The organism is Tritonibacter mobilis, assembly GCF_001681715.1.
Classification (GTDB): domain Bacteria; phylum Pseudomonadota; class Alphaproteobacteria; order Rhodobacterales; family Rhodobacteraceae; genus Epibacterium; species Epibacterium mobile.
Window position 1 is genome coordinate 12960 of sequence record NZ_LNWY01000001.1, and the last position, 26136, is coordinate 39095.

The 26136-nt window shown below is 59.0% G+C and carries 21 protein-coding genes; 11 read left to right on the forward strand and 10 right to left on the reverse strand.

The genetic code is table 11. The features are described 5' to 3' along the window. Positions 1–126 precede the first annotated feature (126 nt). Positions 127–2442 (forward strand): right-handed parallel beta-helix repeat-containing protein, encoded by a 2316-nt coding sequence (locus UB90_RS00045; protein ID WP_065324520.1) that lies wholly within the window; start codon positions 127–129, stop codon positions 2440–2442. 46 nt (positions 2443–2488) lie between these two features. On the opposite strand, the gene UB90_RS00050 is transcribed toward UB90_RS00045, so the two are convergent. From UB90_RS00050 to UB90_RS00060, 3 genes are all read right to left on the reverse strand, one after another. Continuing rightward, positions 2489–3631, reverse strand: a complete 1143-nt coding sequence (locus UB90_RS00050; RefSeq protein ID WP_065324521.1) for a lytic murein transglycosylase — start codon at positions 3629–3631, stop codon at positions 2489–2491. A gap of 148 nt (positions 3632–3779) precedes the next feature. Beyond that, positions 3780–4853: an ABC transporter substrate-binding protein gene (locus tag UB90_RS00055; protein ID WP_005615883.1), complete on the reverse strand. Its 1074-nt coding sequence runs from the start codon at positions 4851–4853 to the stop codon at positions 3780–3782. A 302-nt stretch (positions 4854–5155) separates the two neighbouring features. Then, positions 5156–5584, reverse strand: coding sequence for an FKBP-type peptidyl-prolyl cis-trans isomerase (locus UB90_RS00060; RefSeq protein WP_005615881.1), 429 nt, complete (start codon positions 5582–5584; stop codon positions 5156–5158). A 165-nt stretch (positions 5585–5749) separates the two neighbouring features. On the opposite strand from UB90_RS00060, the gene UB90_RS00065 reads away from it, so the two are divergent. The 4 genes from UB90_RS00065 to pcaD all read left to right on the forward strand — a co-directional run bounded on the left by UB90_RS00065 (position 5750) and on the right by pcaD (position 9203). Continuing rightward, entirely contained in the window at positions 5750–6439 is a 690-nt protein-coding gene (locus UB90_RS00065) for a haloacid dehalogenase type II (protein WP_065324522.1), read from the forward strand. Between the two features lie 25 nt (positions 6440–6464). After that, positions 6465–7313, forward strand: a complete 849-nt coding sequence (locus UB90_RS00070; protein WP_065324523.1) for an alpha/beta fold hydrolase — start codon at positions 6465–6467, stop codon at positions 7311–7313. Continuing rightward, positions 7310–8287: a threonine ammonia-lyase gene (locus UB90_RS00075; protein ID WP_065324524.1), complete on the forward strand. Its 978-nt coding sequence runs from the start codon at positions 7310–7312 to the stop codon at positions 8285–8287. The genes UB90_RS00070 and UB90_RS00075 overlap by 4 nt, the downstream gene beginning before the upstream one ends. Positions 8288–8411: 124 nt before the next feature. Then, positions 8412–9203 (forward strand): 3-oxoadipate enol-lactonase, encoded by a 792-nt coding sequence (gene pcaD / locus UB90_RS00080; RefSeq protein ID WP_065324525.1) that lies wholly within the window; start codon positions 8412–8414, stop codon positions 9201–9203. Between the two features lie 84 nt (positions 9204–9287). Here pcaD and UB90_RS00085 read toward each other — a convergent pair whose 3' ends face one another. The 3 genes from UB90_RS00085 to UB90_RS00095 all read right to left on the reverse strand — a co-directional run bounded on the left by UB90_RS00085 (position 9288) and on the right by UB90_RS00095 (position 12489). Further along, on the reverse strand, positions 9288–10838 hold the full coding sequence (locus tag UB90_RS00085; protein ID WP_204161351.1) for a TRAP transporter large permease: 1551 nt from the start codon (positions 10836–10838) through the stop codon (positions 9288–9290). After that, positions 10835–11332, reverse strand: coding sequence for a TRAP transporter small permease subunit (locus tag UB90_RS00090; protein ID WP_009176135.1), 498 nt, complete (start codon positions 11330–11332; stop codon positions 10835–10837). Before UB90_RS00090 ends, UB90_RS00085 begins: the two co-directional genes overlap by 4 nt. A gap of 71 nt (positions 11333–11403) precedes the next feature. Continuing rightward, positions 11404–12489 (reverse strand): TRAP transporter substrate-binding protein, encoded by a 1086-nt coding sequence (locus UB90_RS00095; protein ID WP_009175773.1) that lies wholly within the window; start codon positions 12487–12489, stop codon positions 11404–11406. 203 nt (positions 12490–12692) lie between these two features. On the opposite strand from UB90_RS00095, the gene UB90_RS00100 reads away from it, so the two are divergent. The 4 genes from UB90_RS00100 to UB90_RS00115 all read left to right on the forward strand — a co-directional run bounded on the left by UB90_RS00100 (position 12693) and on the right by UB90_RS00115 (position 16654). Beyond that, entirely contained in the window at positions 12693–13394 is a 702-nt protein-coding gene (locus UB90_RS00100; protein WP_009176048.1) for a GntR family transcriptional regulator, read from the forward strand. Positions 13395–13608: 214 nt separating this feature from the next. Then, complete coding sequence (locus UB90_RS00105) at positions 13609–14700, forward strand: zinc-binding dehydrogenase (protein ID WP_065324526.1); 1092 nt, start codon at positions 13609–13611, stop codon at positions 14698–14700. 199 nt (positions 14701–14899) lie between these two features. After that, positions 14900–16132: a mandelate racemase/muconate lactonizing enzyme family protein gene (locus UB90_RS00110; protein ID WP_065324527.1), complete on the forward strand. Its 1233-nt coding sequence runs from the start codon at positions 14900–14902 to the stop codon at positions 16130–16132. A gap of 204 nt (positions 16133–16336) precedes the next feature. Then, positions 16337–16654, forward strand: a complete 318-nt coding sequence (locus tag UB90_RS00115; RefSeq protein WP_005614180.1) for an ArsR/SmtB family transcription factor — start codon at positions 16337–16339, stop codon at positions 16652–16654. A 37-nt stretch (positions 16655–16691) separates the two neighbouring features. On the opposite strand, the gene UB90_RS00120 is transcribed toward UB90_RS00115, so the two are convergent. Both UB90_RS00120 and UB90_RS00125 read right to left on the reverse strand, forming a co-directional pair. After that, positions 16692–17540, reverse strand: coding sequence for a fumarylacetoacetate hydrolase family protein (locus UB90_RS00120; RefSeq protein ID WP_065324528.1), 849 nt, complete (start codon positions 17538–17540; stop codon positions 16692–16694). A 71-nt stretch (positions 17541–17611) separates the two neighbouring features. Beyond that, positions 17612–20707, reverse strand: a complete 3096-nt coding sequence (locus tag UB90_RS00125) for an ABC transporter transmembrane domain-containing protein (RefSeq protein WP_227512037.1) — start codon at positions 20705–20707, stop codon at positions 17612–17614. A 192-nt stretch (positions 20708–20899) separates the two neighbouring features. On the opposite strand from UB90_RS00125, the gene UB90_RS00130 reads away from it, so the two are divergent. After that, positions 20900–21289 carry a DUF3307 domain-containing protein gene (locus tag UB90_RS00130; protein ID WP_005614184.1) on the forward strand — a complete coding sequence of 130 codons (390 nt, stop codon included), beginning with the start codon at positions 20900–20902 and terminating at the stop codon, positions 21287–21289. A 101-nt stretch (positions 21290–21390) separates the two neighbouring features. On the opposite strand, the gene UB90_RS00135 is transcribed toward UB90_RS00130, so the two are convergent. Next, on the reverse strand, positions 21391–21981 hold the full coding sequence (locus UB90_RS00135) for a type 1 glutamine amidotransferase family protein (RefSeq protein WP_065324529.1): 591 nt from the start codon (positions 21979–21981) through the stop codon (positions 21391–21393). Positions 21982–22083: 102 nt separating this feature from the next. Next, on the reverse strand, positions 22084–22542 hold the full coding sequence (locus tag UB90_RS00140; protein ID WP_065324704.1) for an Lrp/AsnC family transcriptional regulator: 459 nt from the start codon (positions 22540–22542) through the stop codon (positions 22084–22086). A gap of 153 nt (positions 22543–22695) precedes the next feature. On the opposite strand from UB90_RS00140, the gene UB90_RS00145 reads away from it, so the two are divergent. Beyond that, complete coding sequence (locus UB90_RS00145) at positions 22696–26115, forward strand: indolepyruvate ferredoxin oxidoreductase family protein (protein WP_065324530.1); 3420 nt, start codon at positions 22696–22698, stop codon at positions 26113–26115. Positions 26116–26136: the final 21 nt, after the last annotated feature.

Below are 26136 nucleotides of genomic sequence, written 5' to 3' on the forward strand. Positions count from 1 at the left end.
GTGGCCTCGCGTGATGTGATATTTGGTATACATGATACATTGTGAGTGCGCCTAAAACATTCTACCAATCCGGTCGCACGCCCAGCCCGATTCCCAGCTCGGCCAAAATCTACGGACAACTCTCCAATGACTTTACGTCTCACAGCCCTGTCGGGGCTGTCTTTTCTGCTGACCTCTACAGCACTTTTCGCCGCTGATTTACAACTCTACCACGAGGAAGGCCTGTCGACAGGAATTGCCCTGTCCTTCCCATTCGCCATCGAAGAGAACCGCGCCACCATCGCCCGGCTGTCTTATGGCCGGGACGAGGATCATAACGCTCAGCTCAGCATCGAGGCCATGCGGCGCATGACCCTCGCCCATGGCTGGACGGTTGGTGTGGGGGTGTTTGCCGATAGTTCAACGGATGACATCGGCAATCGTTTCTCTCAGGTTGGCATGAGTGGAGATCTGCAGCGCGGGATCTTTCAAGCCAATCTGAACGCCTATTTGCCAGTCGGAACCAAGAGCCACGCAGACGCACGCCATGACGCCCTTGCGGAAATGGATGGAACGATCCGGTTCAAAGGCGGACGCAGCCTCGCGCTGCGGGGTCTGGATGCGGAAATGGGTGCGCGGTTTGCATTCTCTGCGCTGGGAGGCGGGTCTTTCGGCCTGTTTGGCGGTGGCTTCACCTTTGAACACAGCGATGGTGCATCTTATGACGGCACCTCCGCACGTGCCGAATTGGAACTGGAAAACCTCTTTGGTACCTATCCGGGCGCATTGGTGCGCGCTGGCGTACGTGCCGAACGCGCCGCGGGCCGCACCGATAGCAGCGCCTATGTCTCGCTGAGCATTCCACTAGGGGCCAAACCCACCAAGACCACGGGAGAAAATGGACGTCCGCGCGCATCCAGCCTTAATCGCCTGACGCGCGACACCCTGCGCCGTCGCCGTGTCACCACCCGCGCCGGAGCCTATGGCGCAGCAGAAGCCGTCACGCTCTCCGGTCAAGCTCTTGGCGGTTTCACCCGCGCTAGCGAGGGCGACAATCTACAGGACGCGCTGAACACAACAGGCGCCAATGGTTTGGTCTTTGCGTCGGGGAGCTTCACCACCGCAGGCTTGACCCTTGCAAACGGTCAAACGCTTGTTGGGGGCGGCGGTGCCGTGACATTGCAGGCCGCAAATGGTCGCCAGATGGTGCTCGCCAACTCGGGCGCTGCGACCACCATTCAGGGACAGGCTGTTACGAGCGGATCAGCAGATGCCACCAACGCTGAACCGGTATCCGCCATCCTGACCATGGCGAATGACAGCACCGCGCGACATCTGACACTGACGGGCGGCCTGCAAGGTATCGCCGCACATGGCGCGGATACTGTGACCGTCTCAGATATCCATATCTCCGACACCCTCGATGATGCGGTTCATTTAACAGACGTCAGCAATGCCAGCTTTAGCGAGATTTCAATCGACAATGCTGGTGGCAATGGCTTTGCCGCGACAGGTGGCAGCAACATCGCGATCAGCGGCGCCAACATCGCTACACCTGGTGAAAATGGGTTTGAGCTGCGCAACATCGACGGGTTCAGCCTGCAAAATGCCCATCTCAGCGATATGGCAATCTGTGAAGACAACACCCTGTGTGAATTCAGCGTCTACAACCCCAATTCCGTCCCCAATTCCGGGGTAAATGCCATCGGCCTGACCAATGCCAGCTTCGACAACATCCGGATGGACGATGTCACTTATGGTTTCTTCCTTGCCTCGGAAATAAGCACCGCAGATTACGACTACACCATCACCCGCGGCTCAACTGATCTGAGCCTCAACGACATCACCATCACCAACAGCCGCCGAGAGGCCATTCTTGCGGTGGGGGTCGATGGGCTGGATATGACGCATGTCACCCTCGACAACAGCGCGCAAGATCGCGATATGGACCTCGTGGTGATCCAGTCCAGCGGGCGTGTCACCATGGAGAATGCCACTCTGAGTGGCGGTATCAACGGGCTGATGCTGGTGGACGCCTTGCGCCTTGAGAGTATCACCGAGGATATGCGTTTTCGTAACATCACCATAAGTGACACCAGCCGGGCGGGGATCTTCCTGAACCCGATCCGAAACGTGAACTTTGAAAATATCACGGTGAGCAATGCAGGCACCCACGGCATCTTCTTGCTCGGGGACAGCTGGGGCTACAATGGTGGGCCAATCACCGACGTCGAGTTCACCGATGTCACAATCGACAATGCGGCAACTGCCGGTGTGAACTTCTATGGGCCTGCAACCAATGTCAGCGGCAATGTGACAGTCCTCAATACGCCCGCAGATTGCAGCGCCGATACCGGGTCTTGGTCCGGCACCGCGCTCGACAATGACGCAAGCCACACATTGACTATCAATGGCATGGTGATGGGCACGGACACACTTGCAGATTGCACATCCCCTTACTGATAGAGAACACCACCCCGATCCAAATTTGGGTCGGGGTGCGCCATCCTCAGCTCAGTCGGCGGAGCAGCTCCAGCGACGGATCACCTGTTGCAGCAAGGCCTTGGCGGCGCTGATAGGCGCTGATGGCCTCGCGGGTTTTGGGCCCAATCACACCGTCAGCGGTGCCAATATCAAAGCCATTCGCCGTCAGCCCCTTTTGCAAGGCGATCCGATCAGCCTTGCGCAGACCATAGCGATCCGGCGGGAAGCTCGCACGCAGCGGCCCGCCCCCCGCAATCCGGTCAGAAAGATGGCCGACACCGATGGCATAGGAATCGGAGTTATTATAGCGTTTCAGCGCCCGGAAGTTGGCCGTGGTGACAAACTGAGGCCCGCCGGGCTGTGGCTGAATAACCGACCCAGAGGGCGCGCCGGGACCATTTTCAGCGCCCCATTTCACCCCTTTTTGCCAGCCATTGCGAGACAGATAGGCCGCGGTCGAGGCCAAGGCATCACTGGGATCGTCCGACCAGATATCCCGCCGCCCGTCGCCGGTGAAATCCACTGCAAAAGACAGGTATGACGTCGGAATAAACTGCGTATGTCCCATCGCTCCCGCCCAGCTACCGGTCATGTTTTGTGGGGCAATATCACCATTGCGTAGGATCTTCAGCGCCGCGATCAGCTGCTTTTCAAAGAGTGCGCCGCGCCGTCCATCATACGCCAGCGTCGAGGTGGAGGAAATCACCGGCACATTGCCACGCCGTTCTCCATAATAGCTTTCCAGCCCCCAAACGGCGGCAACCACATGGGCCTCAACCCCATATCGGCGTTCAATCGCATCCAGCGTAGCGCGATGACGGGCATAGGCCGCGCGTCCCTTGCTGACACGCTCGTCCGAGACTGCAATCGACAGATAGTCCTCTAGCGTGCGGCTGAACTCGGTCTGGTTGCGATCTCGCTTTACAACACCGGGCAGATAGCCGGTGCCCCGAAACGCACGCGACAACAGATCCTGAGAGAACCCTTGCCGCGCCACGCGCTCACGGAAATCGGCAACCCATTTGTCATATCCTGCGTTACGGGCCGGGCGCAGGTCGGCGGCAAGCCCTGAGGCGCCGGACGGGCCGCTTGTGGTGCTCACCCCTGTGCAGCTGGCCAGCCCAAAAGCAGCAGCAACCGCACCGAATTGTCGTCTGTTCATGGACATGTTTCACCCTCCGCAAGTTTCAATGACAGGTTGCAGGAAATCCGCTTTACCGCAACCACTTGCACGAGATTTCGCCGCAAGGTGGCGGCGCAATGCCAAAGGGGGCGCCAAAGCGCCCCCCTCACACAGGTATAAAAGCCTGATTGACTTAGCTGTCGCCGCCAGATGCGCGCTTGGACAGCATGTTCATCACGTTGTTTGCGACTTTGGTGTAGGGCGGCCAGAACAGCTCTTCGGCAAAGAACTCGGGGTTTTCGTCGAGCATCGGGTTGGCGTCGACCAATGTGGTCGCTGCCACCATGCCAAGCCCGTTCACAATACGCTCTTGGACCTCTTTGCCGATAAAGTAGTTGGCAAAAATTTCAGCCGCTTCGAGCTTGTCGCCTTCGAGCGTCTTGGAAAAGTTGATGGTGTCGAGCCAGACCGTGCTGCCCTCATCAAAGTTCACGAGGCTCCAATTGCCGCCCGAAGCCACATGCGCGGATGCACCGGGACCATAGGATGCCACAAAGGCAAAATCATCGCGGAATTCCGGACCTGCACTCCAGAAGAAGCCGACCTGCTCATAAAGCGCCGTCAGGGTTTGCTGCAACGCACCATCGGCTTTTTGCATTTCTGCCATCTTTTTGCGATCGCCAGAGGCATCCTGAACTGCAAAGGGGGCCTCTCCCATTGCCATCAGCGCCAGAGCCACATTGGGCTGCACCTGACCAGAGGTGAGCGAGATACGTCCGCTCCACTCAGGTTTCAGCAGGTCAGCGACCGATGCAGGGTGCTCGGACACCACGTCATCATTGGCCCAAATCCCATATGCACCCCCGCCAAATGGCAGGTAGAGCGGCCCTGCGTCGGACATGCCCATCTCAATAGCACTCAGCTCTGGCAGCAGTGCCTGCGCATTGCTCAACCGCGGCGAAGAGGTATCGATGGGCTGCAACAGGTTGGAGAACGGAACGCCCTCCATGTTGATGTAATTCAGCGTCAGGAAGGACACATCCACATCACCAGAGCGGATCACGTCAAACATCTGCTCCGGCCCCTCGGCGAGCGTGTCCATAACGCGCACTTCGATGTCGTAGCCTTGCTCCTTCAAGAGCGCATTGACTGCGGTGACTTCTTCGGGCGCGACATAACCGTCCCAAGTGAAAATGTTCAGATATTCCGTAGCCTGCGCCATTGTCCCGCCTAGGGTCAGCATAGCGCCAAGAAGCAAATTCCGCATGTGAGAGAACTCCTGTCTAAATAAATCCACCCGCCGCCCTCAATATGGCAGCAGTGCTGGCTGCAAGGTCGCTGGGAGGTATGAACAGGACGTGAATCCGACCCGCTAAGGCCCGGAAATACATGATGCAATTTAGACAAGTTACGGGCGATTTGCGCAATCAACCCACGCGGCTAGCGCCCGTGGTGGAGCACATAAAGCAACGGCGCGCATGTTCACTGCGCGGCACCAGCTACGTCTTGGGTTGGCGGAGCCTGCCCGCCAACCCGTAAAGTCATATCAGATCAAACATCTTGGGGCGCTTAGGCGATCGCCACAAGTTCCACGTCAAAGACCAGATCCTGACCGGCCAGACGATGGTTGGCATCCAGCGTCACGCTCGCCTCATCGACTTCGATCACAGTCACCGGCAATACCTGCCCTTCGGGCGTCTGCATCTGCAGCATGGTGCCGATCTCAAGCGGGATATCATCCGGGATACCTTCGCGCGGCACAGCCTGACGCGCCGATGGGTTTACCGGGCCGTATGCGTCCTCGCAGGCGATCTCCAGCGTCTTCTTATCGCCTTCGGCCATCTCCAGCATGCCTTCGTCCATGCCCTTGATGACATGGCCGGCACCAACAGTGAACTCGAGCGGGTCACGCCCTTCGGAACTGTCAAAGACGGTGCCGTCTGTCAGCTTGCCTGTGTAGTGAATGCGAACCGTGTCGCCATTTTTTACCGCGGTCATGATGACCCCCTTTCGGGTTCTCAGGTGTATTTCAGGCACGCAGGCCCAATGATAGCGCGCACCCTAACGGCCATGGCGCGAGAGTAAACCCGTACCAACACAATTTAGCCCATTGAGACCAGCGCTGCTTGTGGCAGGTTTCCCCTTCATACGGGAGGGCTCTGAATGACGATCAAAACCTGCATTTTCGATGCCTATGGGACGCTGTTTGATGTCAGCGCTGCCGCACGACAAGCCGCCACAGAACCAGACTTCCCGCAGCTCGCCGAAAGCTGGTCCATATTGGCGCAGAACTGGCGTTTGAAACAGCTGCAATACACATGGCTCAGGGCCATTTCCGGCGCGCACACAGATTTCTGGCAGGTCACGCAGGAGGGGCTTGATTGGGCGTTGGAAGCGGCGAGCCTCAATGGTCAGCCAGCGCTCCGGCAACGATTGCTCGATCTCTATTGGGAGCTTGAGGCCTATCCAGAAGTTCCAGCCATGCTGCGCACACTTAAAGACGCGGGATATCAAACCGGCATCCTTTCCAATGGCTCTCCCGATATGCTCGCAGGTGCCGTTCAGTCTGCCTCTCTCGGGGCATTGCTTGACGATGTGCTCTCTGTGGAAAGTGTCGGTATCTTCAAACCCGCCGCCGCCGTCTATGATCTGGTCGGGCAGCGGTTTGGGCATTCGAAATCCGAAGTGCTGTTTGTCTCTTCTAACGGCTGGGATGCAGGTTGCGCGGCGGGCTACGGGTTTACCTCCGTTTGGGTCAATCGCGCGGCCGACCCCATCGACCGCCTCCCGTGGCCGCCTGCACATGTCCTGAGCGACCTCACGTCGATCCCGGATATTGCCGCCACCGCCTGACTCTCAACAGAGGACCAATTTCCACATGAGCCGCTTTGACACATCTGACGGGCTGTCGCTTTATTATGAAACCCACGGCGACCCGAAGGGGCCACCGCTGATTTGCCTGCCCGGTCTCACACGCGATGGGCAGGATTTCCGCTACGCGCTGCCACATCTCACTGATTACCGGGTGATCCTGCTGGATTTGCGCGGGCGGGGCCGCTCGGACTATGCCGAAGACCCTGCCAGCTACAACATCCTGACCGAAGCCTCTGATGTGTTAGCTTTGATGGACCATCTGAACTTGGCTCAGGCCGCAATCCTTGGCACCTCGCGCGGCGGCCTTGTGGCGCTCGCCCTTGCCGGGACCGCCCGCGAGAAGTTGTCAGCCGTAATCCTCAATGATGTGGGCCCCGATATCGCGGATGAGGGGCTTGGCCGTATCTTTGACTATCTCGGCCGCCGCCCCGCCGCCAAAACTCATGCGCAGGCCGCTCAGGCGCTAGAGGCCGCCATGGCCCCCGCCTTCCCCGGCGTGCCCCCATCACGCTGGCTGGAAGAGGTACAGACCTTTTACAAAGCCACGCCCGACGGTCTGGAACTGCGCTATGACGCTCGCCTGCGCGACGCAATGCTCGCGCAGGCCAAAGCTCTCGCCGAGATGGAAGAAAAACTCAGCCTCTGGCCATGGTTTGCCGCATTGGATGGCCTCCCCTGCGGCGTGATCCGCGCAGCCCAATCCGATATTCTCTCACAAGACACCTACCACGAGATGCAGCGCCGCCTGCCTGCACTCCACGCCGTGGAACTTCCTGATCGCGGCCATATCCCTTTCCTTGATGAGCCTGACGCGCTCGCCCTTATTCATTCCGTTATGAAGGACATCAAATGACCTCCCTCGCCCTGATCGAAGCCGCTGCAGAGCGGCTCAAAGGCCACGCGCGCCGCACGCCGCTGCTGTCATCGCCATTTCTGGACGACATTGCCGGTCGCCGCGTATTCGTCAAAGCCGAATGCCTGCAACACACCGGGTCGTTCAAATTCCGCGGTGGCTGGGCAGCGCTCTCGGCCATGGATCCCGAATTGCGCAAACGCGGTGTCATCGCCTATTCTTCGGGCAATCACGCTCAAGGCGTCGCCGCCGCTGCCAAGGCGCATGGCGCGCCCGCTGTCATCGTCATGCCTGCCGATGCGCCACAGCTTAAAATCGACAACACCCGTGCCCTCGGCGCTGAGGTCGTGCTTTATGATCGCGCCGCAGGCGAGAGCCGCGAAGCCGCAGCCGACCCCTTGATCACAGAACGCGGCCTGACACTCATCAAACCCTATGATGAGCCCGAGGTGATCGCCGGACAGGGCACCACCGGGCTGGAGATTGCCGAACAAGCCGCCGAACAGGGCGTCACCAAAGCCGATGTTCTGGTGTGCTGCGGCGGAGGGGGTCTTACTGCGGGCATTGCTCTGGCCCTGGAGGATCGCGCGCCTAGCCTGCGTGTGCGCCCGGCAGAACCCGAAGGTTTTGACGATGTCGCACGCTCTCAGGCGTCAGGAAAGATTGAGAGCAACCCCACACCCACCGGCTCCATTTGTGATGCAATTCTGACGCCCGCACCCGGAGACATTACATGGCCGCTCTTGTCACGGCTCTGTGGTCCCGGCCTGACCGTTACCGATGACGAGGCGTTGCGCGCTATGGCGCTTGCATTTCAACGCCTCAAGATCGTTCTGGAACCGGGCGGCGCCGTCTCCTTGGCTGCCGCGTTGTTTCATCGCGATGAACTCAATGGTGATGCGGTCATCGCAGTGGCCACGGGCGGCAATGTTGACCCCGCAACATTTGCCAAAGCCCTCTCGCGCTTTGCCTGATCTTTCTTCTAACCGCAAATATCCCGGGGAGCGCGAGGGGCAGCGCCCCTCGCATCTGCTGTCGCTGGCCTCTCGCGTCGCTTGCACCTAAAGTCATCCGGCAACCAACAACAGAGCCATCCTCATGCCTATTGCCGACCTCGGCGACGTCCAATTGAATTACACCTTGCGCGGTCCTACCGATGCCCCAGCCGTTGTCTTCGCCCATGCGCTTGGCACCGATCAAAGCATCTGGGATGCCGTTATCAATGCGTTGCCGGAAAACCTGCGCATCCTTACCTTCGACATGCGTGGACATGGGGCCTCTTCGGTCCCGGATGCGCCTTACTCCATGGGCACCCTGATCCGTGATGCGGAACGGCTCATGGAGGTCTGCGAAATCCGCGACAGTCTTTTTGTCGGCCTGTCGATAGGCGGCATGATCGCACAGGGGCTTGCAGTCAAACGCCTCGATCTGATCCGCGCGCTTGTGCTCTCCAACACGGCTGCAAAAATCGGCACCCCGGAAATCTGGGCACGCCGAATGGACGCGGTCCGGGCCAATGGTCTGAATGCGATCTTGGACGATACCATGCAGCGCTGGTTTCCACGCCGCTACCTACAATCGGGCGCGCATCTTGCGACCCAAAGGCGTGTTCAGAAGACCTCCGTTGAGGGGTATCTGGGATGTTGTGCCGCGATCGCAGGGACGGATTTCTATACTCCGACCTCTGGTCTGCGTCTGCCTGTGCTCGGCATAGCAGGCTCTGATGATGGCTCCACCCCGCCAGACCTCGTCCGAGAAACCACTGACCTGATCCCCGGATCACAATTCACGGTGTTGCGCCGAACCGGCCATGTCCCCCCCATCGACCAGCCCGAAGCTTTTGCGGAGCGTCTGACCCAATTCATGCACGACGTGGGGCACCTCGCCTGACCCCCACCCCGCCCCACCAGCATGGCGGGGGCGGTGCGGGTCTGAATATGCCAGTTGCCTCAGGACATTTGGTCTTTCATAGGGTCAAAAGATCGCCGAGGGCAGCCACGTTGCGATCTCAGGCACAAGCCAGACCAACAAGACCCCCAGCACCTGCAAGCCGATAAAAGGAGCAACACCTTGATAGATATGACGGGTTGTAACCTCTTTGGGCGCAGCCCCCCGCAAATAGAACAGCGAGAACCCAAATGGCGGCGTCAGGAATGAGGTCTGCAGGTTGATCGCGATCAATATCCCAAGCCAAACCGGGTCATGCCCCATCAGGATCAGCGTCGGCGTCACCAGCGGCAGCACAATGACCGAGATCTCGACAAAGTCCAAAAAGAACCCCAGCACAAAGATGAACAGCATCGAGAACACCAGCGCCCCCATCGGGCCACCGGGCATATTCCCAAGGATATGAGCAACGCGCTCTTCGCCGCCCAACCCGATAAAGACCAGTGAGAACATGCTAGCGGCAAGCATGGTGGCAAAAATCATCGCAGTCATGGTCGCCGTGGAGGTGACAGCTTCGTGCAGGATGCGTTTCTTCATGCCGCTGCGCAACGACAACAGGATTGCAGCAGCCCCCGCTATCGCGAGGAATGCGTAAAACAGCCCAATTGCAAAATCGCTGCTGCTCAGGTCACTGCGTTGCAAACGCACAGGATGAAGACCCGACAAAACGCCCAACGCAATAAGCGCCCCTGCCCCCAGAAGGATCACGCGCGCAGACCCACCACAGCGCAGGCCCGCCATCAGCAAGGCTCCGATGGCGCCGACAGACGCAGCCTCGGTCGGGGTCGCAACACCGCCGAGAATTGCGCCCAGCACCGCAAAGATCAACAAGATCGGCGGCACCACGGCCTGCAAAACTTGCGCGCGGCTCGGACGGGCGACATCAGCCGGTGCGGATGGCATGTCCTGCGGCCGCAAGACGCCTCTGACCAGAATATAAAGCAGATAGAGCACAACCAGCAGCAGCCCCGGAAGCAAGGCCGCCGCAAAAAACTGTCCCACCGACAGCGCCTCAACGGCAAATTTGCCCTGCTCATACTGGGCCTGCTGATAGGCGTTGGACATTACATCCGCGAGGATAATCAGCAAGGTTGATGGCGGAATGATCTGCCCCAAGGTCCCCGCAGTGCAGACAATCCCCGAAGCCACCCTTGGATCATATCCCGCACGCAGCATGGCCGGGAGCGCAATCATCCCCATGGCGACAACGGTCGCACCTACAATTCCTGTCGAGGCCGCCAAAAGCGCCCCCACCAGCACCACAGAGATCCCAAGCCCACCTTTGATCTGGCCGAACAAACGCCCCATTGTATCTAGTAGCTCTTCGGCGATCCGGCTCTTTTCCAAGATCGCGCCCATCAGCACAAACAGCGGAATGGCGATTAGCACCTCATTGCTGAGGAGACCAAAAACCCGCTGACCAAACGCACCAAGGAGCGAGATATCCATGACCCCCAGAATCCAGCCGAGGTAAGCAAACAGGATCGCAATTCCGGCGATGGAGAAGGCAACCGGAAACCCCATGAGGATTACAGCCATCAACGCCGCAAACATGATCAGGTCGAGGTAAGCAATCATTGGGCGGGCCTTTCACAAAGCAGGCGGATCAGCAGAGCGACGGATTGCAGCATAATGAGCACGCAAAAAGCGGGGATCAGTGATTTGAGCAAAAACACGGCTTCGATTCCGCCAACGGCGATTGGCCCCTCAAGGATCGACCAAGAGTTGCGCACAGATGGCCACGACCAATAAAGCAGCGCCGTCATCGACGGCAGCAGCAGGAACACATGACCGAATATGTCGATCCGGCGCTGTCCGCGTGGGCTAAGACCTGCGTAAAACACATCCACCCGTACGTGTTTGTCGACCAGCAGCGTATAGCCCGCAGCAAGCATAAAGAGGGTAGAATGCATATAGAGCACGCTTTCCTGTGCGGCGATGGAGTTTACGCCAAAGACGTACCGCCCCACCACGATGGCGAATTGCGCCAGTACCATCAAAAGCGCCAGCCAGCGTATCACATGCGCAAGCCCGCGATTGATGCCGTCCAAAGCATCTGCAACCCGTAGCATCCTGCACCTCTCCCCAAGAAAAAACCGGCGCTCACCATCAGGGAGCGCCGGCAGGTCCGTTTCTTTTGCGATCAGTAGCCCATCACCGAAGCACGGGCGTTCATCTGACCGTTGTCAGCATAGGTCATGTATCCACCGACGCTGTCACGATACGCGATAAAGCTCTCGGTGATGCGGCGCACCAGCTCGTCTTCGTCTTCGCGCAGTTCAGAGATGACCTCGGCAGCGGCAGTACCCATTGCGGCGATCACGTCCTCGGGGAACATTTTCACCTGCACGCCGTCTTCTTCCACCATCTTCTTCAGCGCCAATGCATGTTTGGTGGTGTATTCGGTCCAAACCGGGTTGTAGAGGCTCTCGCATGCCAAGGAGACAACCTGCTGTAGATCTTCCGGCAGTTCCGCAAAGACAGTGGCGTTGACACCGCATTCCTCAGCCGAGGACGGCTCACCGACGCCGGGCCAGTAGTAATTCTTGGCGACCTGATAATAACCAAGCGCACTATCGGTCCATGGGCCGATAAACTCACCCGCGTCCAATGCACCAGTCTGCAGGCCTTGGAACATCGCAGGGCCGCTGGTGGCCTCTGCCGCCATACCCAGCTTTGAAGCCATCTCAGAGGCGAGACCAGTTGTGCGGAACTTCAGACCCTTCAGATCTTCAGCGGAATTGACTTCGTTCTTGAACCAGCCACCCCATTGCGGACCAGAGTTGCCGCACAGGAAGGGCTTAATGCCAAACCGGCCATACATCTCGTCATAAAGCGCCTGACCACCACCGTGATAGAGCCAGCCAAACTGCTCATCTGCGCGCAAACCAAAGGGCTGCGAGCCAAACAACAGAATACCTTTGGACTTGGAGCCCCAATACGCAGGAACCGCGTGGTAGAGTTCTGCGGTGCCCTCAGAAACCGCGTCAAAAACGCCCCGACCCGGAACCAGTTCACCCGCCGCGAACAGTTTAACCTCGATCCGGCCACCCGAAAGCGTGGTGATCCGATCTGCGAGCATCTGCGCCGCCACACCGGGGCCGGGCAAGTTTTTTGGCCAGGCTGTGACCAGCTTCCATTGCATCTTGCCCTGAGCAATTGCAGGGCTTGCCAGCGCAGTGGCCGCCGCGCCAATCGCGCCGGTTTTCAGAAACGCACGTCTTTGCATATGTCCAGTCCTCTGTCGGTAGATCTGCGATTGGGCGGTCGCCAGCAGCGCAGACTCAGTTTATTTTGTAGGTGCTTTACATTAATATGTAGGTACATATTCTTGTCAATCATCGTCGCGACGTTTGGCTACGTGTTTCGACATGCCCCCTCATTCGCATGAATATGAGGCAGTTTTTTGAGTTCAGGTTTTAGGAGCAACAGATGTCAGAGCGGCGACGGCATTCATGGATGGAGATCCGGGACAGCATTCGAGGCCTGATTCTGAACGCAACCTATGGTCCGGGAGATAAGCTGCCGCGCGACGAAGAACTGGCCCTGCGCTTTGGTTGCGCCCGCTCCACGGTGCACAGGGCGATGCGTGATCTGGCCCAAAACGGCATCGTGGAACGCAGACGCAAAGGCGGAACCACCGTACGCCGTGATCCGGTCACACGCGCCACTTTGGACATCCCCATCACCCGACTCGAGGTCGAACAACGCGGCTATCGCTATCGCCACCGCTTGATCCGCCAATCGGTCCAAGACACTCCCCCTGCGATCATGGCCAATTTCGGGTTTTCAGAGCCCCGTGCGATGCTGCGTGTCGAGGCCCTGCATCTCGCCGACAATCGCCCCTACATCTTTGAAGACCGCTGGATTTCGTTGGAAACCGTCCCCGAAATCACCTCCGTCGACCTCACCCATGAAAACGCAAACGAATGGCTGGTGCGCAATCGCCCCTACAGCAAATGCGACTTGCGTCTATATGCGCGCACCGCCACGGCAGGTGATCGCGACATGCTGCAAGCTCAGGAGGGGGAAGCCTTGTTTGTGATGGAACGCACGACATGGATAGATGCGGCCCCAATCACCAGCCTCTGCGCGGTTGCGCACCCCGGGTATCAACTGTTCACTCAAGGCTAGGCGCCGCCCCACCATCTACCGGATGAATGAGGCAAGTAGAGGATGACCCCGGCCCTTCGTCCGCCAATTCCATCTGTCGCAACACAGGTTTGCCGAACATGCCGTCCTCCTATGGTCCTTCCCTTACATGAATACGACACCCAGACGCCGTTTTTCGCATTGCGATCCGCCTGACCGCCCGTCACGCTAGAGGCAACAAGCGGGGAGAGCCTATATGCAGACCATCAAAGCCGCCGTATGCCACAGCTTTGACAGCGCATTACGGATTGAGGAGATCACTATTGCGCCCCCCGGCCCCAGAGAAGTCGAAGTCACCCTTGACGCGGTCGCGATCTGCCACAGCGATATTTCATTTGCGGATGGCGCTTGGGGCGGGCCACTGCCCGCCGTCTACGGACATGAGGCCGCAGGCCGCATCAGCGCATTGGGGTCAGGCGTCGAAGGTGTCTCTGTCGGGGATGATGTGATTGTCACATTGATCCGCGCCTGCGGTCATTGCCCCTCATGTGCCTCTGGTAAACCTGTCAATTGCACCACGCCTTATGATGGGTTGACAGGCCCCCTCTTCACTGTCGCCGGAGAACCGGTGTTTCAGGCCATGGCCTGCGGTGCGTTTGCGGAAAAGGTGGTGGTCTCCAGCCGCCAAATCGTCGCGATCCCCTCAGATATGCCCAAGGATGTGGCCGCGCTGATTTCCTGCGGCGTCATCACAGGCATTGGTGGGGCCGTTAACGCGGCAAACTTGCGCGCAGGCGAAGACGTGGTGGTGATCGGCGCAGGCGGCGTTGGCCTCAACGCCATCCAAGGCGCACGGATCGCAGGTGCGCGCCGCATTGTAGCGGTCGACATGAGTGCGGAGAAACTGGAAATCGCCAAAGAGTTTGGAGCGACCCACGGTGTCCTCGCCAACGCGCCGAAACCATGGCGCAGCGCCGCCGCAGCGCTTGGCGGCAAAGGAGCGGAGGTGGTGCTGATTACCGTCGGCGCTGTTGCGGCCTATGATCAGGCCCCACGCTATTTGGGCCCGGGCGGCCGTGCGGTGATGATCGGCATGCCGCACTCCGGCGAAACTGCACAGTACGAACCGGTGGTGATGGCGGCACTTGGTCAGGGCCTCAAAGGGTCAAAAATGGGAGACGTGGTGATCCAGCGCGATGTGCCATGGATCATTGATCTCTATCAGCAAGGGCGTTTGAAACTTGACGAATTGATCTCCGGCAGGTGGTCTCTCTCGCAGATCAACGAGGCGATCGCGGACACCAGATCCGGATCAGCCCGCCGCAATGTCATCCTGTTAAACCGTTAGAATTCTGTTCAATCGCCATCAACAGCAGGCGTCTTGTCGCCTCCCTGACCGCACCGTCCGACATCTGGCGACGTGACATAGCAACCAGCAGCCGGGATCCGAGCCGAATGGCCCGGATCCGCGCGCGCCGGGGCCTCGACGGCCCCGGCGCGCGCTCCCACCTCCACCCGATTGGCCAAACAACAAAGGACCGAGAGACATGAAACTCCAGGACCTCGACATCATCATCACCGCCCCGCCCGCACCGGGCTGGGGTGGGCGTTACTGGATCCTTGTAAAACTCACCACAGACACTGGGATCACAGGTTGGGGGGAATGCTACGCCTCCACCGTCGGGCCAATCGCCATGCGTGCAGTCACTGAGGATGTCTTTGCACGCCATATGCAGGGCGAAAATCCCGAAGACATCGAATTGATGTTTCGCCGTGCCTACTCATCTGGGTTCACCCAACGCCCCGATCCCACCGTAATTGGTGCCTTCTCGGGTCTGGAAATCGCCTGCTGGGACATTCTGGGAAAAGATCGCAATCGCCCCGTTCACGCACTGCTTGGCGGTCGGATGAACGACCGCATTCGGGCCTATACATATCTATACCCATTGCCCCACCACGACATCAGCGCCTTCTGGACCTCACCGGAAATGGCGGCTGAGTCGGCTCTGGATGCGGTTGCGCGCGGCTATACTGCGGTAAAATTCGACCCTGCAGGACCCTATACGATCCGGGGCGGGCATATGCCTGCGATGTCGGATATCACCCAGTCGGTCGCCTTCTGCAAAGCGATCCGGGACGCGGTTGGCGACAAAGCGGATCTTTTGTTTGGCACCCACGGTCAATTCAACACCGCCGGAGCGATCCGCCTCGGACAAGCACTGGAGCCATTTAGCCCGCTCTGGTTCGAAGAACCCACCCCTCCCGATGCCATCGATGACATGGCGCGCGTCGCACGCGGCGTGCGCATCCCCGTCGCAACCGGCGAACGGCTCTGCACAAAGGCGGAATTCGCAGCCGTCCTGCGTGCGGGTGCCGCGGAAATCCTGCAACCCGCCCTCGGGCGCGCCGGTGGGATCTGGGAGATGAAGAAGACCGCAGCCATAGCCGAAGTCTTTAGCGCGCAAATGGCACCGCATCTTTATGCCGGTCCGGTGGAGTGGGCCGCCAATATTCATCTCGCCGCCTCGATCCCGAATATCCTGATGGCCGAGACAATCGAGACCCCGTTTCACGATGCCCTGATCAAAAGCTCCATTCGTGTTGAAAACGGCTTTGTCACGCCGCCTGACGCACCGGGATTAGGCATAGATGTCGATGAAGACCTCGCCCGTGCACATCCGTTTGAGGGCAGTGATCTGCACCTCAACATGCAAGAATCCCCCTGCAATTATGCCGAGGGTAACGCGTTTGTGGGCGGCGCGCCCCCAATCAAAGGTTGAAACCTGATGGCGCGGCTCCCTATATCCAGCGAGGTGACTGAGCCGCGCAATGAGCAAAGGTCCGCTAAAAAGAATAAATCTTTACCAAAACTCTTGCGACGGCACCGTCATCCATGGCTTTACTCTAATTAGCGTCAGTTTTTGCGCTAAAATTCTCATTTTTGCCCAAGGCCGTCTCTTCGGCCCTCGAAAGAAGACCCGAGTATGATGACTGAGACATTGGACCTGCCCGCAAACTCCATGGTGGAGAACGCCTCTGACGCGGCCGCGCTACTCAAAGCGCTCGCCCATGAAGGGCGGCTGATGATCCTGTGTTATCTGGCGGGCGAAAAGGAACTTTCGGTCGGCGCACTAGAGGACCTTCTGGGCAAACGCCAAGCGGCGGTCAGCCAATTGTTGTCGCGCCTGCGCGAAGATCGGCTGGTGGTCGCGCGGCGTGAAGGAAAGACTGTCTATTACTCCCTCGCGGATGGACCGGCCACTCGGGTTCTGGAAACCCTGCACGACATATACTGTCGCTGAGGCCCCACTTAGGCGAGGCCTCTTTCGAGACATGGACTTAGCCGTCAGCACGCAAGACTTGGCGCTGCTGACCAAGTCCTTGAATTTTCAACTCCATTACATCTCCGTCGCGTAGGAATACGGGTGTTGGTTTTTGCCCCATACCCACACCGGGCGGGGTCCCGGTTGCAATCACATCGCCCGGATGCAGCGTCATCAACTGGCTCAGATGGCTGATGATCTCGGCAACAGAGAAAATCATCTTGTCAGTATTGCCAGTCTGCATGCGCGTCCCGTTCACGTCACATGACAGTGCGAGGTTTTGCGGATCGGCAACTTCATCTGCGGTCACCAGCCACGGGCCAATCGGCCCAAAGGTGTCGCAGCTTTTGCCTTTGGTCCACTGACCGGTAAGTTGCATCTGAAAATCACGTTCAGAGACGTCATTGACGATGCAGTAGCCCGCCACATGTTCTAGCGCGCTTTCAACCGTCACGTATTTGGCTGCAGCACCAATTACGACTCCCAGTTCGACTTCCCAATCGGTGGCTTTCGATCCGCGCGGAATGCGAACATCATCATTGGCCCCAACGATGGCTGAATTTGCTTTCATGAAAAGAATGGGGTGTTCGGGAGGCGTCGCCCCCACCTCTTCGGCATGATCGGAATAGTTGAGTCCGATGCAGAGAAATTTGCCGATCTGTCCCACACAAGGCGCATAATCGATCTCTCCGGAAATCTCTGGCAAGGCGCTCTGATCGAGTGCCCGGATGTCAGCCAGAACCGACGCTCCCAGCGTTTCCGGCCCAAGATCCGACACGTGGTCAGACAAATCCCGCGCAACGCCCTGCGCGTCGATCAGGCCCGGACGCACACCCTCAGCCGTGCGGTATCGAAACAGTTTCATGCGATCTCTCTCCCTTGAACTAGCTGTGTCTTACCCATCGCCTACGGCAAGTTGCGCAGCACTCATCTGCCCTAGCTGGACAGATAGCCCGCCACAACCTGCAGCAATTTGAAGGCGGTATTTGCGTCATTCTCGACCACAGCAAGGAATTCTTCCTCACCGATACGCAAACAGGTCAGATCACTTTCAGCGATCATCGATAAGGCGCGGGGCTCTTTGCGGATCAGGCCCAACTCGCCCACCAAACGACCGGGACCGACTTTGGCGATCAACTGACCTTCCGCGCCTTCACTCTCAGCCGGCAGATATAACCCCGCCTCGCCTTCGATGATCATATAGGCACCATCCGTTGCCGCATCGTCCTTATGAAACACCGCCGTGCCAGGTGCGGCTTCATACCAGCGCGCCCCGAACGCAAGAAGACGCAGCTGACGTCGGTTGAGACCGGAAAAAAGCTCAGTCGACTCAAGTGCCCGCAGTTTGCGCGACAGATCGGCAGCGGAGGCGCTGTCCTCATCTCCTGCGCCGCGATCCTCTGCGCGCTCATCCTTGAGGCGGCCCTGACGCATCTCGAAATAGTGGTCAAACCGATCCGGCTCGCGAAAGGCTGGTTCGAGGAAAATCAATGTTGTTTGAGGCAACAACTCGCGCAGATTGTCCTGCATCGCGCGCCGGGTACTGCGGTCAAAACTGGCCAATGCGCCATCAAGGATCAGAATGTCGGGCCGTTTGATTGAGGCCCGGCAAAAGGCCAAGGGTTCCGCAAAGCTCTGCCCAAGCCCCTGCCCGCCAACTGAAACGGGCAGATCAAAGATCAGTTCCACCACCATTTCGCGTACGCCAGCCGCATCAATGACCTCAGCGACAGCCTTGCGCAGATCCTCGGCCCGCGCCCCGGCATTATCCGAGATTTTGCCAAATATCGCGTTTTCCAACACCGTAAAGCCGGGAGCGAAATGACCCTTGTGGAGCGGCACAAATAGGTCATTTAGCGTTTCAAGAAGCTCGCGACCGTGGCTTTCGCGCAGCGTCAGAATGCGGTCCTCAATCTCAGAGCTGAACGCCGGCCCCAATGCTTCGGCTGAGATAGAAAACGGCACAATCATCATCTGTGCCAGTTCTTCTGGTTCCAGCGCTTCTGTGCCTCTGGATTTCACCTTTTGCAGCAGTTGCAGCGCCGCCTCATAATCGCTGGCCTCAAGCCCGAGTTTGCGGAACAGCGGATGAACCGTGCCATCCATGCCAAAGATCTGCCGCAGCATCTCCAGCACGTCCTGCGCCAACCCGACCAAATCCGTGTCGAGCCCGATCCGTCGCAACGTCTGCAAAAACTCGGTCTGCTCACGCAGCAGTTCAAATGTAATCGGCACCGAGCGCGTGGCATAGAGCAGGTTTTCCACCACCGGCAACGCCGGGTTATAGTGGGCACGGTTGTTGAAATGCGCAAATGCATCCAGTCCCGCATCCATCAAGGCCTGCTGCACACGCGGGCGAAGCTGAATCAAAGCATCTGCCAGCTTGGGGTGATCATGTTTGTCAAAAACCTGATCCATACCACGACGCAACAGCGCCGTGTCTGAGCCAATCCCTTCGACGATCCGCAACCACCAGTCGCGCAGTTCTTCTGTCTTTTCAAACCCTGCGATCTTGGGATCGACCCAATTGACATCAAAGGGGTCGGGGCTGTTTCCTGCGCGGATCGCATCGCGTAGCGCACGCGGGTCGCTTGGGTCTTCCAACGGACGTACCCGCAGCGGCATAAGCACATTTTCACCAAACGATCCCTGAAACAATGCAGGGCGCGATGTGGCATGGCCGATACGGGTGGCCAGCACCATCTGGTGCAATTCGCGGATGTCATGCCCGGCCAATGTCACCGTACCCGAGGCAGGCAGGACCTCGCGCGTCAGCACCTCGGCAAGCGCGCGGCGGTCCTCCTCCGACGGGGCGGCAATGCCAATCAACTCGCCTTTCGGGAAGGTGGCTGACAGCTCTTCGAGCACCAGATTGCCGTCGGCATCGCGCACGCTGACACCATCCAGAACGATGTCACCGCCCAGATGGGGAAGCTCTTCTGGTTCCCCCTGCATCAGGCGTTCGTCCACCATATCCGGCGGCGCAAATCGCTCAAGGATCACCTCCCAGCGCAGCGACATATCCTGCGTCTGGTTGTAATAGGTCAGCAATTCCTTCCAAGGTGACGCGAGATCTTTATAGGCCGCAAGCGCGGCCACCAACGCCCCCAAAGACACTTTCCCCTGCAGCACCAGATAACCGCCGACCGCATAAAAGAAAAATGGTGTCAGCTGGGTGATGAAGTTGTTGAGGAACTTCATGAAGAATTTCTTCTGATAGATCTCAAAACGGATCTCATAGAGCCGCCCCAGACGCTCCGTCACCCGCGCCATCCGGTAGCGCCAGCCGCCATTCACCCGTAAAGTGGAGGCACCGACCGCGCTTTCGCCAATCTCTGAAGCCAGCGCGCGCACCTGTTGGATGCGTTTTTTGTTGAGCAGATTGATGCGACGCTGCAAGAGCGGGATCAGCCAGCCCTGCAGAGGGATCAATGCAACCGCAGCAAGGCCAAACCAGAAATTCTGCGCAAAAAGAAAGTAGAGGATGGTCAGCATCTGCCCGGCCTGCAGTACCGGCTGACTCACGGCGTCCCCCATCAAGCCGCCCATCGGCTCGGACTCAGAGGTGATCATCGAGACCAGTTCCCCCTGACTGGTGCGCTCGAAATAGGGCTGAGGGAATCGCAAAACCCGCGCAATCAAACTGTAGCGGAACCGGCGCAGCATTCGCTCTGCCAGCACACCTTTCATGGTGTTGATGCGCATTTTTGTCAGCCCATGCGCAAGCACCGCCAACAGGAACGCGCCACATAGAATCCAGAGATAGGTCAGTTGATCAAACTGCTGTCCCCAGACTTCGATGGTCGAGCTTTGCGCGCCGATGGCGTCGTTGATAATGCGTTTGGGCAGCTCCAACGTCAGGTAGAGCAGCGGAAACAGACAGGCGGTAACAACCAGCAGAATCAGCTGATCGCGCTTGGAATATTTCCAGATGAAATGGAATAGCGAGCGTTCTATGGGGCGGCTCCGCAGATCTTGCGTCAGGGCGAAGGTCTGCGTCACCAGACCAGTGGAATTTACGTGTTTTGACATGGTTAGCGCGGTTTGTCCCTTACAGGCAATGACGCAGGCAGCACCGGTCACATGTCTAGAGGGATGGCTGATACACGTCTGTGAGCTATGTCACAGACAGTTGGATGCGATATTTGCGATACGGAGAAAACACCGTAAGGTCCGTCGGATATATGCTCCGCCGTTTGATGCCACTGCCAGAGGAAGCCTGCCTTGCCTGAACATATCGGTATAGTCCTGCTGTTGATCTGCCTGTTTGAAGTCAAACATATGTTTGCCGACTTCTACCTGCAGACCAAAAAAATGTTGTCAGGACGGTGCCAGTATTTTCATCCGGGCCGGGCGCAACATGCGGGCGTACATGCCTTGGCCTCGGTGGTGGTATTGTTCATCGTCGGCAGCCCGCCGTGGTTTATTGCGGTGATTTGCGCGGTGGAATGGTTCATTCATTTCAATATCGACTTCTGGAAGGCGCATCACACTGAATGCCACAAGCTCGATCCGACCCAAGGGGCGTTTTGGCGCGCTATGGGCACGGATCAGCTGTTGCACCATCTGACCTATGTGGGGATGACCGCCGCCTGGGCTGCGGTAAGCTTCTGATGGAACACACGGTGGACGGGGAGGCTCCCGCCCGTCTCGGAAGCATATAGATGCTCCCTCCCCCGTTGGGCCCGGCGCCGCGCATGCGCGCGGCGATTGCATCAAGACGCGGCCTTCTGCCCCGATTTGTGCTCCGCGCCCAGCATTGACTTCAGCTGGTGCACAGTCTCCAGGGGCGCGTTGAGTGCCGCCATGATCTCGGCAGCAAAGCTCACCGGTGCCGTCCCCGGTGCTGTGATCACACCCCCGTCAGACAAGGCTGTGGGCTGATCCACATATTGCGCAGCCCCGGCGTAACCCTCCGCATGTGTGCCAAGAAACCCGACATCGTTTGACGTATGGCGTACACTGTTCAGCAACCCTGCCCGCGCCAGCGCCAATGTGCCGCCGCAGATGCCCGCAACTACGGCACCACGCGCATGCATCCCCTCCAATACGCCAGAGATATCAGGCGCTTCGGGCTGCTCCCAGAGGGTGCCTCCCACGACCACCAGCGCATCGGGTTCCCAGGTATCGAGCAACTCGAAACCATCGGATACGCGCGCCACAAGTCCTCCCATCGAGACCACATCCCCCGGCGTGGGCGTCACATAACGTATGTCCAGCCCAAAATAGGCCTGTCCGAGACCACACAGAACCCCGTATTCCCAATCCGCAAACCCCTGCGTCAGCAGCACAGCCACTTTGCTCATCCAAATGCGGCCTCTCTCACTCACCACCTGAATCAGAACATATAGTGAACATCCTGTTCGAGCAAGCGGAAATCTAACGCACGAGTGTGAGACTGCCCCGCGTTAAGGCACCACCGGTGTGTCTCGTTTAATGGTTTTCAAAATGACATGCGTTTGTGCGCTTGCAACACCTGCCAGCCGAAACAAAAATCGTTCCAGAAACTGATTATAGGCCTCCAGATCCGGGGCCAAAACCCGCAGGTGATAATCCGCCTGACCTGTGGTTGCATAGCATTCCACCACATGTGGATTGCTTTCCACCGCACGGATAAATTCCGTCAGATGTTCTGGGGCATGGCGGGTCAAATTCACTTGGACCAAGGCCTCAAAACTCAGGCCCATCGCCTTGGGCACCACCACAGCACCGTAACGCGCAATGACACCTGCGTCTTCTAATGCGCGCACGCGCCGCCAGAACGCCGAGGGCGACATGCCGACGGCCTCTGCCAGATCCGCATTGGACATGCGGCAATCTTCTTGCAGCAAGGTAAGGATACGGCGATCACGTTCATCCAGCTTCAGTGTCACAACACCCTCTCGGAAAATCAACGATTTGCGAATAATTTATCCCCACTTGTGCAAAATCCCGTGAAATCTGGCAAGTTTTTTCGCCTCTTCAGGAGTATGATTGCACGACCAGCCATCCCTTTGATCGATAGCCACCAAGGAGCCACCATGACCGAGCTGTCCCACGCGTTTCAGACTTACCAGCTGGAGGACCGCTACGCCCGCACCGAAGGCCGCGTGTTTCTGACCGGAACACAAGCCCTCGCCCGGATCATGTTGGACCAATCCCGCCGCGACCGCGCCGCCGGGCTGAACACGGCGGGCTTTGTCTCCGGCTATCGCGGCTCCCCCCTTGGCGGTGTCGATCTCGAATTCTGGCGCGCCCGCAACCGGATGAGCGAAGCTGGCATCACCTTCATGCCCGCCGTCAATGAGGACCTCGGCGCAACGGCCGTTCTGGGCGCGCAACAGGCCATTCTTGATCCCGACTGCGCGGTCGAGGGCGTGTTTTCCATGTGGTACGGCAAAGGCCCCGGCGTGGACCGCTCCGGCGATGCGCTGAAACACGGCAACGCTTATGGCTCTTCGCCTAAAGGTGGCGTTCTGGTGGTGGCGGGCGATGACCACGGCTGTGTCTCCTCCTCCATGCCGCATCAGTCCGATGTGGCCTTCATGTCGTGGTTCATGCCGGTGCTAAACCCCGCCGATGTGGGTGAATACCTGTCCTTTGGCGAATACGGCATCGCGCTGTCGCGCTATTCCGGCACATGGGTGGGGTTCAAGGCCGTCTCGGAAACGGTGGAAAGCGGCCGCTCGGTCGAACTGCCCAAGGACCGCGCCTTCACCCTGCCCGATCTGCCCGACTACCCCGGCGGGCTGCACATCCGGTCTTCCGACCTGCCCAGCCCCGAGATCGAAACCCGCATTCGCGCCAAACTTCAGGCCGTGCGCGCCTTTGCCGAGGCCAACCCGATCGACCGCCGCATCTACGATCTGCCAGAGGCCCGCTTCGGCATCGTCACCACTGGCAAGGGGCATCTCGACCTGATGGAGGCGCTGCGCCTGCTGGATCTGGACGAGGACGCCTGCCGCCGCCTGGGCATCGATATCTACAAGGTCGGCATGGTCTGGCCGCTGGCCCGTGCCGAGGCGCTGCGCTTTGTGAACGGCAAGGAAGAAGTGCTGGTCATTGAGGAAAAACGCGGCATCATCGAAAGTCAGTTCAAGGAGTATTTCTACGACTGGCCCGGCGACAAGCCCAAGAAAATGGTCGGAAAATACCACGCCGCAGGCGAGCCGCTGATCCCATGGGTGGGCGAGTTGAGCCCTCTGATGCTGGTGCCGGTGGTGGCCGAACGTCTTGACCGTTTCTTCCCGGAACTGAACCTGCGCGACAAGGCGCGCGCTCTGACCGAGCAGCCGCCCAACCTTTTGAACATCCCCGGTGCCACCCGCACACCCTACTTCTGTTCCGGCTGCCCGCATAACACCTCCACCAAAGTACCCGAAGGCTCCACCGCCAACTCCGGGATCGGCTGTCACGTCATGGCCTCATGGATGGGGCGCGACACCGCAGGCTATGCGCAGATGGGCGGCGAAGGCGTGCCGCATCTGGTCGCGTCCAAGTACAACGGCGGCAAACATGTGTTCCAGAACCTTGGCGAAGGCACATGGTATCACTCCGGCTCGCTCGCCATCCGTCAGGCGGTGGCAGCGGGGGCCAATATCACCTTCAAGGTGCTCTATAATGATGCGGTGGCCATGACCGGCGGTCAGCCCGTGGACGGCCCGGTCTCGGTCGCCGGCATCGCGCAGGCCGGGCGCGCCGAAGGCGTGGAGCGCATCGCGCTGATCTCTGATGATATCGGGAAATTCACCCGCAGCGACTTCCCGGCGGGCACGTCTTTTCATGATCGCGCCGACCTCGATCTGGTCCAGCGCGAGCTGCGCGAGATCAAGGGCGTCACCCTCCTAATCTACGAGCAAACCTGCGCCACCGAGAAACGTCGCCGCCGCAAACGCGGCAAGATGGAAGACCCCAAGCGCTTTGCCTATATCAACGATCTGGTCTGCGAGGGCTGCGGCGATTGCTCCGTCGAGAGCAACTGCCTGAGCGTCGAACCCAAGGAGACCCCGTTTGGGCGCAAGCGCAAAATCAACCTCTCCAGTTGCAACAAGGATTTCTCCTGCCTCAATGGCTTCTGCCCCAGCTTCGTGACGGTTAAGGGCGCAACCCGGCGCAAGAAGGAACTGCGCGATCTGGACGCCCAACAGCTCACCGCCGATCTGCCCGCACCCAAGCTGCCTGCGCTGGGCAAACCCTTTGACCTCTTGGTCACCGGCGTTGGCGGCACCGGTGTGGTCACGGTTGGCGCGCTCATCACCATGGCCGCACATCTGGAGGGCAAAGGCGCATCGGTGCTTGATTTCACAGGCTTTGCGCAGAAATTCGGCACCGTCCTCAGCTACATCCGCCTCGCCAAATCCCCGGATGAGGTCCATCAGGTGCGCACCGATCTGAGCGCGGCCGACGCGGTAATCGCCTGTGACGCAGTGGTCTCCTCCGCGCCCAAAGCCTCTGCGCACTACCGCGAAGGCAGCCGGGTGGCGCTGAACCTTGCCGAAATGCCCACCGGCGACATCGTGCTGCGCCGCGACGCCACACTCGACATCCCCGCCCGCGCCCGCGCAGTGGCCTCGGTGGTCGGCACCGAGAACATCACCGCCCTCAATGCAAACACAATTGCCGAAACACTTCTGGGCGATGCGGTGCTGGCCAATGTCATCATGCTGGGGTTCTCATGGCAACAAGGTCTGGTGCCCGTCAGCCTCACCGCATTGCAACAGGCCATTGTGTTGAATGGCGTCGCGATCGAGAAAAACCAGCTCGCCTTCGCCATTGGCCGCGCCATGGCCGCCGCACCGGACCGCCTGAAATCCCACTACAGCAAGGACACGCCAGAGGACGAAACGCTGGAGCAGCTCATCGACCGCCGCGCCGCGTTCCTGACCTCCTACCAAAACGCGGCCTATGCCAAGTCCTACACGGATCGCCTGAAGCGCCTGCACACAGCACTGCCCGCAGATCAAGCCGACGCGCTCACGGCCACCGCAGCCCGCAGCCTCTTTAAACTCATGGCCTATAAGGACGAGTTCGAAGTGGCACGCCTGATGAGCGCAGACAGCTTCCGCGCCGAACTCGACCGCGAATTCGACGGCGACTTCACCGTCAAATACCACATGGCCCCGCCGTTCTTGAACTTCAAAACCGATGCCCGGGGCCGCCCTGTCAAACGCGCGCTTGGGGCTTGGATGACACCGGTGCTGTCCTTGCTGGCCAAAGGCAAGACCTTCCGTCAGTCCCCACTCAACCCCTTCGCCTACCACGCCGAGGCCCGGATGCACCGCGAACTCAGGGAGTGGTTCCAGAACATGATCGATGACATCATCGCCTACCCCACGCTGGTTTCAACTGAAACGCTCGAACAGATCCTGAAAGCTCCGATGGAGATCCGTGGCTATGGCCCGGTGCGCGAAGATGCCGCCATAAAGGTCAAAGCCAAGGTCGAAATGCTTCGCAAGCACTGACCTCCTTCATCTTTTGATAAA